Source organism: Okeania sp. SIO3B5 (assembly GCF_010692555.1).
Taxonomy (GTDB): domain Bacteria; phylum Cyanobacteriota; class Cyanobacteriia; order Cyanobacteriales; family Microcoleaceae; genus Okeania.
Genome location: NZ_JAAHHG010000400.1, coordinates 1 through 9,429, shown reverse-complemented (window position 1 = coordinate 9,429; position 9,429 = coordinate 1). Strand labels below are relative to the sequence as shown.

Annotated in this window: 8 protein-coding genes; all 8 read right to left on the bottom strand. The window is 37.7% G+C overall.

Features of this window, described 5'->3' with window-relative positions:
- Positions 1-156 precede the first annotated feature (156 nt).
- The 8 genes from F6K54_RS33295 to F6K54_RS33260 all read right to left on the bottom strand — a co-directional run bounded on the left by F6K54_RS33295 (position 157) and on the right by F6K54_RS33260 (position 9,154).
- Entirely contained in the window at positions 157-906 is a 750-nt protein-coding gene (locus F6K54_RS33295; protein WP_293087667.1) for a PAP/fibrillin family protein, read from the bottom strand.
- Positions 907-1,407: 501 nt separating this feature from the next.
- The gene (locus F6K54_RS33290; RefSeq protein ID WP_293087664.1) at positions 1,408-1,728 is read right to left on the bottom strand and encodes an element excision factor XisI family protein; all 321 of its coding nucleotides are present in this window, start codon (positions 1,726-1,728) and stop codon (positions 1,408-1,410) included.
- Positions 1,729-1,956: 228 nt separating this feature from the next.
- A complete protein-coding gene (locus F6K54_RS33285; RefSeq protein ID WP_293087670.1) occupies positions 1,957-2,274 on the bottom strand; it encodes an element excision factor XisH family protein in 318 nt (105 codons plus the stop codon).
- 266 nt (positions 2,275-2,540) lie between these two features.
- The gene (locus F6K54_RS33280; protein ID WP_293087661.1) at positions 2,541-2,777 is read right to left on the bottom strand and encodes an IS200/IS605 family accessory protein TnpB-related protein; all 237 of its coding nucleotides are present in this window, start codon (positions 2,775-2,777) and stop codon (positions 2,541-2,543) included.
- A gap of 28 nt (positions 2,778-2,805) precedes the next feature.
- A complete protein-coding gene (locus tag F6K54_RS33275; RefSeq protein WP_293087658.1) occupies positions 2,806-3,114 on the bottom strand; it encodes a transposase in 309 nt (102 codons plus the stop codon).
- Between the two features lie 109 nt (positions 3,115-3,223).
- A complete protein-coding gene (locus F6K54_RS33270; RefSeq protein WP_293087655.1) occupies positions 3,224-3,529 on the bottom strand; it encodes a hypothetical protein in 306 nt (101 codons plus the stop codon).
- Between the two features lie 744 nt (positions 3,530-4,273).
- Entirely contained in the window at positions 4,274-5,728 is a 1,455-nt protein-coding gene (locus F6K54_RS33265; protein WP_293087652.1) for a response regulator, read from the bottom strand.
- A gap of 711 nt (positions 5,729-6,439) precedes the next feature.
- Complete coding sequence (locus tag F6K54_RS33260) at positions 6,440-9,154, bottom strand: ATP-binding protein (protein ID WP_293087649.1); 2,715 nt, start codon at positions 9,152-9,154, stop codon at positions 6,440-6,442.
- Positions 9,155-9,429: the final 275 nt, after the last annotated feature.

The following is a 9,429-nucleotide window of genomic DNA, read 5'->3' as shown; positions in this document are numbered from 1 at the left end:
CCACCCCTCGCCCCTCCCCCGACTGTGGAGGGGAAGAATTGATAATTTATTTGGGATAATTGATTTTATTTTTTATTATTGGAGATGTCTATTAACTTCTTCCTTCTTCCTTCTTCCTTCTTCCTTCTTTCTTCTTCCTTCTTCCTTCTTCAAAAATTACGCCAAACGCTCACAAACTAGAACAGTCCCTTTTTCTCCCCGTGTAATGCGAAGTTCTTCATCTAAATAAAGCATTTCTAAACGACCTTTAGGCGATCGCTTCATTGTAAAAGAAATTTCTCCTGTTTCTGTATTCATACCTTGGGGTGGCACTAACCCAAACATTAACTTTAAAAATACAGACATTAATTGTTCTTTTAATCCTTTTTTTGATGATTTATCTTGACCAAATATATCTTTCCAAATTGACAAATTTTCACCCTTTTGTGGAGCTAAAGTTCCTCCGGTAAATTCGACTTGTAAAGTCTTATTATCGGCCGGATAACAAACACCTAAATTACGAACAATACCTTTTAATGGTGGGAATAATTCATCAATAATACTAAACTCAACTATAATATCATGGCTACGTTTTTCTCCTTCTCCTAACAACACAACAGGTTGTCTAACAGAGTCAATAACTAACTTTAAATTGGTAGGTTCAAACATATTAAATGCTAACCTTCCCAGAGTATAAGCATATTTACCATTAGAAAGTTTTTCTCCTTGAGGAAAAGAAGGGGCACTAATTAATAGCCAATCTTGAGATTCTAGAAGGGAGTTATGGGTAGGTTCTACTGTAGGGTTAAGTTGAGAAAGTTGGTCAATTTTTTCCTTAACATTCTGCTGTTTAACATCTCCATCATAAGTCTTCAAAGCTTCTTTCAAAGCAATTTTTGTTTCAAGTATTGTTGCGGTATCATTCATAATTTTTTTCCCATATTTGTAGATTAATTACCGAATAATTAACCATTAATCATTATTAATTAAATAATTCAGTTTACTTTGCCTCCCCTTGGCTGCGCCGCGAGCTGTCGCTCTACAAGGGGAAAATAAAGAAATAATATTTCCTTATGTTCAATCAAGGACGGTTTTAACCAGAGGTAATTATCCATTATCCATTATCCATTATCAATTAATGAACTGTATTAAATTAATTTAACATCAATCGCGTAGGGGTTTGCTCTCCAAACCAGGGCTGAATTTTGTAGGATGTAGAAGAAGCAAATGTTCCTGAAATTATTTGACATTTACAGGACTTACGCAGTACTGCTACATATAGTTTATAACTTGGTCATTATTGCTGATGTAACCACTATTATTAGTGCCTTACTTTAGGATCTGACCCATATTGTCAACAATTTTGATAAATAAGCGATCGCTTAAACCGATATTTTCCCTCTTAGCGATCGCCACTTCTCCTCAATCTTAAGACATTGCAACGCTTCTATGATAATTAAAACCGGAGATGATATCCTCCGCTCGGATACCAGCGTCAATAAGAGAAGAAGTTAACCCATCCTCAAAGTTATCCATTTCAATGATGACTTGGCGATCGAGCACACGAGCGTGAAAAACAATGAAGTCGATCCAGCCTTGCTTATCTAAACCTGTACCCACTACAAGGAAGTGACCAGAATCAAAATCACAGATAGGATACAGCTTAATCTGTTGTAAACTAGGTTGATCGCGAGTTGCTTCTTGCACAGTTTTTTTGAGGATATCTGGATAATTTATAGAGGAATCCATTGAACAATAACCCCCTGTTCTGGTGAGTAAACTAATAAGTTATATCATGTCCGGTTGAATAGTTATAAGTAACAGCAGAGGAGTCAGGAGATCCCCCCTAACCCCCCTTGAAAAGGGGGGAACTGGAAGGTCCCCCTTTTTAAGGAGGATGCGCGGGGGATCATTGATGTACTGCACGCCTTATGAAAACTATTATATTAAGGAGGAACAAGTTTTTTTATCACGCTTTTATCCGGACATGATATTAATTCTATTACGCTGGATGGCTAGTTGAAAAATTCCCTTTTGGAAATGTTCAAGATATTTATCTTGACTGATGGCTAGAAATAGCTTTCTTTCTGGTTCTTGATCCTCCAAAGCCCATTGGTAAAGCTGAAGTTGTCCAACTGTTTTTTCCAATTCGCTAATAGGTGAAGGGGAATTAAAGTCTTTGACTTCCACAGCAATTTTTTGCCCTTCTTTTTCTGCTGCGAAAAACTTTTCAGCTCCTAAATTTGCTTTTAATGGCGTTTGTTCTAACACTAAGATCAACGGATCATCGGTAATAGTCCACCGTACGAAAAAAACTGTAGAAAATCGATCTGAGCTTTTATCTTGATATTGGATTAACCAATATAGGCGCTCTCGGCACAGCTCACTATTCCCTCAACAGTAAATGCTCCTGGGAATTTCTTATCTTATATTTGAAGACTGCCATTGATATCCGCATTAATCACTTTACCAGTTGCACTTCTGAATAAACCACGTTTGACTCGCTTGCCTAGATAGAATTCAATAGCATATTGGTTTTTCTCGCGTCAATAGCAGATGTTTTACTGGTGTAACAATCTTGCTGTTTCAATGACTTTTACCCCAGCCAGTTGACACTTATAAGTTATCTGTTGAATTAACTTATAATGAGGTATTTGAGTAAAATTTTGGTTGTTTTTTTTGCCAATATTTGCACCTTGTTTCCAGTTATCATTTTTTCCAATTACTACAGTACCAATATTATTTGTAGTTAAATACTCAACCACTAATTTACTGGTATTATGCAGATAATTCTCCACAAAACGATTTCTATGATAACTTAATACTTCAATATATCCGACTGGTTTTTCTGTTGCCTTTGAGGTGACTTTGGTACTTAGCTTTACGCTTGTTATATAGTTGATTGACGCTTTTTAGTGGCTTCCCGTTAATCAGCAGTGGTTTTACACCAGGCTTATTTGTAGATAGAGCTACCTTACTGTCAATCCCTAAGTCTATTCCGGCTACAGATGTTGAATGTATTTGGGGCTGATTTGTTTTTTCATAGACTACTTCAATTATATAGCAGGCAGTCGCAGGTACTATCCTCACTTCGATTACAGTATCCACAACTACAGGTATTTTGATATCACTCATGGATAAGTGACAAATACCATTCTTCAAAGGGGCTTTATAGACTGATTCCTTTGAATATATAACTACATTTCTACCTTTGGTTTTGTCCTTATATTTGGGTATTTTGGGCTTACCCAAAAACTTCCCTGGATGTGCGTGAACATTCTTTTATAGCCTGAAAATAACCACGCCAAGTTGCAATCAAGCATTTGATTATTTGTTTTGATACTTTAGTTGGTAATGCTCTGTAAGCATCGCTATCTTTGGTAGTGTGATAAAGTTTAGTTAAATCCAGACTATAACCAGTACAGAAAAAATGCTGACGACAATAATAATTAGCCAAATTATACAAGTTTTTTGACTTAAAGGCTAACTCATCACAACAAGCCCAATACTGATGTGTTCGGTTAATAATATGTCTGTCAACAAGTCGCATTCACCTGAATTATTTCATTTCTTTAGTTATCTGTTTAATATTAAAACACTTTTCTACAAATAGCAACTACTTTCTACAATTTTCATTCAACAGTTAATCACCCGTCTTTTTCTAATGTGCGGTGTAGAGGTAAATGCAAATTATCCCGTCTAGACATAAGTTAAAACTGCCAACTAGATCAAAAATTTGTGGTTTGCCTAAAATAACAACCTTTATAATTTACTGCCAATCTCTCCAAATTGTCAATACTGTATTACCTTTTTTGTAGCATTCTTTTTTCAAATTGGTATCATATCATGTCCTGGTAATATACAAGTCTCATTAATTAGCCATAATAAATTAGCTATCTTTAGTCATCTTTAGATGACTTCTGCTGTGAGCCAAGAAATTTATTTCTTGGCGGATGACTCCTCTTGACGGATGACTCCTCTTGACGGATGACTCCTCTTGGCGGATGACTCCCCAAAATACTTAGGGCTTGCTGATTAAATATAAAAGTCTTGATATATAAAGGTAAGTGCCTTTTTAGGTAGTGAAAAAGTAGCAGGTATTTGCCTAACAAAGCTCAAAAAGTGAGTATTGGGGTAAGATAGAGACAGAAAAATCTTGGGATAATTTTTCCGAGTACGTCCTCTACAACTCCTGACTCTTCACTACTCCCTACTCCCTGCTCCCTACTCCCTGCCTTAGCAAAAAGACTTTTTCAGCAAACCCTACTTATAATATTGAAAGAGGTGCAATATCTTATCTGGGAATCACGATCGTAAAAATTGTACCTTGCCCAACGACAGAATCACAACTAATCTTACCCCCATGTTTCTCAGTAATAATTTGATGGGCGATCGCCATGCCCAAACCTGTTCCTTTTCCTACTTCTTTTGTGGTAAATTCTTGTTGGAATATTTTCGCTTTGACTTCTTCTGGCATTCCCGTTCCGTTGTCGGCAATTCGCACTATTGCATTCTTGAGGTTTTCGCTTAATTCCGTTCTAATAGTAATTCGATTTGGTTCTTTTTCTATTTCTTGAAAGGTTTTTCCGACATTGTTTTCATCTAAAGCATCAATCGCATTAGCCAAAATATTCATAAATACTTGATTGAGTTGCCCCGCGTAGCATTTGACTGGTGGCAGATTACCGTAATTTTTAATAATCTCGATAGCTGGACGGTTTTCGTTAGCTTTGAGACGATATTTTAAAATTAATAAGGTGCTATCTATCCCGTCGTGCAAATTAAACTCGTTTTTCTTATTGGTATCCTTACGAGCAAATATTCGTAGAGATTTACTAATATTGCGAATGATATCGTATCCCCCTTGCATTGACGCAATCAGTTTTGGGAAGTCTTCAGCAACAAATTCTAGATCGAGGTCTTCGATTTCTTCGACGATTTCATCATCAAGTTGGGAATGCTCCCGATAGAGAGAAAGTCCTGCCAATAAATTTTGCAGATGTTTTTGTGCTGCTCTGACATTGCCACCGATAAACCCAAGGGGATTGTTAATTTCGTGGGCAATTCCAGTCACGAGATTGCCTAAGGTTACCATTTTTTCATTTTGTACGAGCTGGAGCTGTGCCTCTTCAAGTTGTAAGTATTTCTCTTTCAGCTCTTTATTTGCCTTTTCGAGTTCTTGATTGAGTGTCTTGAGTTGTTGATTTTGTTGGGCTAATTTTTCAGACTGAATAAAGTTAGTTTTTTGGAGCATTTCTCGCAAGCGAAAAAGTTGTAAATGAGTTTCTACGCGAACTAAAACTTCTTCAGCTTGTACAGGTTTGGTAATATAATCCACTCCCCCCACGCTAAATGCTTTAACTTTGTCAAAAATTTCGTTCAATGCACTGATAAAAATCACGGGAATATCTCGCAATTTTTCATCTTTCTTGAGACACTCGCACATTTCATAACCATTCATTTGCGGCATCATAATATCCAATAAAATCAACTCTGGAAGGAAATTTTTCATTGCCATTAGTGCTAATTTAGCACTGGGAAAAGCTCTAACTTCATAGTCGCGTTCTTCCAAAAGATTGGATAATAAATGCAGATTAGCGGGGGTATCGTCAACAACAATAATTCGACCGTTATTTTCAATCATGAGTAATACCAATTTGATAAATGTTTGCCACAAATAGCTAGGGTATTTATTAGAATCCAGCAATTCTGCAATCCAGAATTCGTATGGGGATAGATTTAATACCATTTTTGATGTTTTAAGTTATTTTTTCGTCAAATAGACTTTATTTGAAAGTTTATTTATGATTCTTATTATTCGTAACATTCTTTTTTCAAAATGGTATAATACCATTTCTCAAAAACTTTTCTACGCTTTCTTGAGCAGGGGAGTAGGGGAGTAGGGGAGTGGGGGAGAAGTAAACATTATAATAATTAACATTAACATAGCTAAAATTAGCAAAAAAATTATTGGGCTAGTGTTAATTACTTAATAGCTGAAGTATTGCCCAAGTATAGCATTACTTTTGGGAATTGGTATAATAGGGAATAGGCAACAGGGAATAGGCAATAGGTAACAGGCAAAAGGGAAGATATTTTTAGGAAAAAGTACGGAAAATAATTTTGTGAGGAACTTTTAGTTCTCTTACCGAAAAATTGTGGTTAAAAACCTACTCTTTTAAGAGGATAAAAAAAAATCCTTTGAGTCAATCCTCTTCTTTTACAAGGAGAGTTCATTAATTGATAATTGATAATTACCTCTGGTTAAAACCGAGAGGATTGAATATAAGGAAATATTATTTCTTCTCTTGGTCGATTGGATATGCTTAGGAAACTCATCCATCCCATCCTACGGAATGCTCCGCAAACGACCGCTTTTTTTTCCCTTAAAAGGGGAGGCTTTATACCAGAATTATTTAATTATTAATTATTAATTATTAATTATTAATTATTAATTATTCTAATCCAGCAACGCCAAGATTTTTTCATACTCGAAGTTATAAAGAGATGTTTGTAAAGCCTCCGCTAACTCCTCGTGTTCCAGAGAAATTTTCTCCAATATACCATTGATGGTTTTACGATCTGAATTCACAATTGCATCCTCTAATCTTCTTTGCCATTCTTCAGGTAATGTCGCTAAATTTTCTCGCGTTAATATCTCCCCTGTTAGTTTGATTTCTTTTTCTTGCACTTCTTCATATATAAACTCGACACCGATATGTTTGTGCATCGCCTCAAATATATCTTCCTCTCGAAATGGCTTCCTCATCAAAGCATCACACCCTGCAGACAAGATTACCGCTTTTTCTTCTTCTAGAACACTGGCAGTCAAGGCAATGATTGCCGTCCCTTGTCCTTGGGTGGTGGCTTTGATATTCTGCGTGACTTCATAAGCATCCATCACAGGTATCCGCATATCCATCCAAATCAAATGGGGTTGCCATGACTCGAAAATTTTGATAGCTTCTTTGCCGTTGCTGGCTTCTTTGATTTCAAATTCGAGGGGATTGAGCAGTTTCACTAACAACTGGCGATCGAGGATTTTGTCATCTACGATCAGGATGCGATAGCGTGGTTGTTCGGGGGCAAGGGCAATAACTCTCCGTTTAGGTTTTTGACTTTCTACGACTTCGGCATCCACCTCTTTGACTTGAATCTCAAAACTGAAGGTTGTTCCTTGTCCTACTTGCGAGGTGACTTGGATATCTCCACCCATTAATTGCACGAATTTACGGGAGATGGGTAAACCTAACCCCGTTCCTTCTTGTGCCTCTTTGCCAATTTTGGTTTGGACGAAGGCTTCAAAGAGTTTCTCAAGTTCTTCTGAGGCAATTCCAGCTCCGGTATCTTCTACAGCAAAGGATATCCTTTTAGACTGGGAACTGTCTGGAGTTTCGATGGGAGTCGCTCGCAAGATGACACCTCCTGCTTCGGTGAATTTGATGGCATTGTTGAGCAAATTGATCAGGACTTGGCGCAGTTTCACTTCATCGGTGCTGATGTAGCGGGGCACGCTTTCCTCTTTTTCCAGTAACAGTTGCAACCCTTTGCTGTCAGCTTTGAGTTGGAACATATGGTGAATGTCGTTGAGAAGGCTATGCAAGTCAAAGTTCTTTTCGTTGAGGGTGATTTTACCAGCTTCAATTTTGGAGAATTCGAGAACGTTGTTGATCAGGGTGAGGAGGTGTTCTCCACTGCGAGATATGATAGCAAAGTTTTCTTGGTAGTCGCGGGGGAGGGTTTGGGAACGGGTCATAATTTGAGTGAAACCCAGGATAGCATTTAATGGAGTTCTCAATTCGTGACTCATATTGGCAATAAATCTGCTTTTCGCTTGATTAGCAACTTCGGCTTTTTCTTTGGCAACTACAAGTTCAGCATTAGTTTTTTCGAGGGTTTGAAAAGATTCTTTTAATTGAGCAGCCATGCTATTGAATGATTGGCCTAATTCTCCCAATTCATCGTGACGTTCCAAATGAACGGTGCGCTCCCATTTGCCTTTAGCGATATCTTTAGCTGACTGGTTCAACGCAATTAAAGGACGAGTCACCCAACGAGCTGTTAAAATTCCTATGGCGGCAGCAATAACCAATGCAATAATACAAAGAATGATCGTTGTTCGCGTATTCTGATTAATTTGTGCCATAAAATCTGCTTCTGGAATAATCACGACAATTAACCAGTCCAAACCCTTGGCGTTGGGGTCTTCAAAAGGAGTAACTTGGAGAAAATAGCGTTCATCATTGATAAAAAATTCGAGATGTTGAGATTTTTCAATCTCGTTTAAATTGCCAAAATAACTTTGTAAATAATTTGCTGTTGATCGGATCATGGGAATTTGACTATTGGTTGCATTGAGACGGACTAAATCTTCTCCTTTACTTAGAAATGGCTGTTCTTCTGTTGAAGAAGCAACAATATTGCCATCACGTTCGATAATAAAAATTTTTCCCGTGCGACCAACACGTAAATTTTTGAGAAAATCACCTATTTCTTCGAGAGTAATATCAATTCCCGTTACACCCAATAATTTTCCCGATTCATTATAAACAGGTTTTGAGAGTGTCATCCCCAAAGCTTTGTGAGAGAAGAAAATATAAAGACTCCATATAGAAATTTGAGATTGAAATGATTCTTGATACCATGGTCGCAATCGCATTTGATAGTTAGGACGACCACTAACTTTTTTCGTGGGACGACCTCGATCGTCGATGGCATAGGATTGAAACTCTCGTTGAGTGGTTAATGGATCGGATATCTTATAGACTAATTTTCCATCCGTTCGTCCTACTCCGATATACTTTTCTTGTTCATGTATGCCAATTTGAATGGTATTAATTTTTGGAGTTAATTTAACTTGTTTCCAAAAGTAATCTCTGATTTTTTCGGGATTTTTGACATTGAGAATATTGATATTGAAAGCCGAATCATTCAATGTATTGAGAGTGTGAGGAATTTCGAGATAGTCACCAACATACTGAGTTGCTCTTGAGGTAATTTCTTCCCGCAGTTCTTGAGTGATTTCCCGGATCGCTTTCTGACTATTTTTAAATGACAAATAACTAACAATTCCCACCGCAGAAACAATTTGAATAATAAATGGAATCACAAAAACTGTGCGAAGAGAAATGGAGGAAAAGAGTTTTTTCATTTTTTTATCTTTATTTTTAATCATAATTAATACCAATTTTATAAATATTTACTACTAATAGCTAGGGTATTTCTTCGGAGTCAACCCACCCCTAACCCCTGCGGTGGAGGCAGGGCTGTTTCATTCTCGATAGACACGGGGACACGGAGACACGGAGACACGGAGACACGGAGACACGGGGACACGGGGACACGGGGACACGGGGACACGGGGACACGGGGACACGGGGACACGGGGACACGGGGACACGGGGACACGGGGACACGGGGACACGGGGACACGGGGACACGGGGACACGG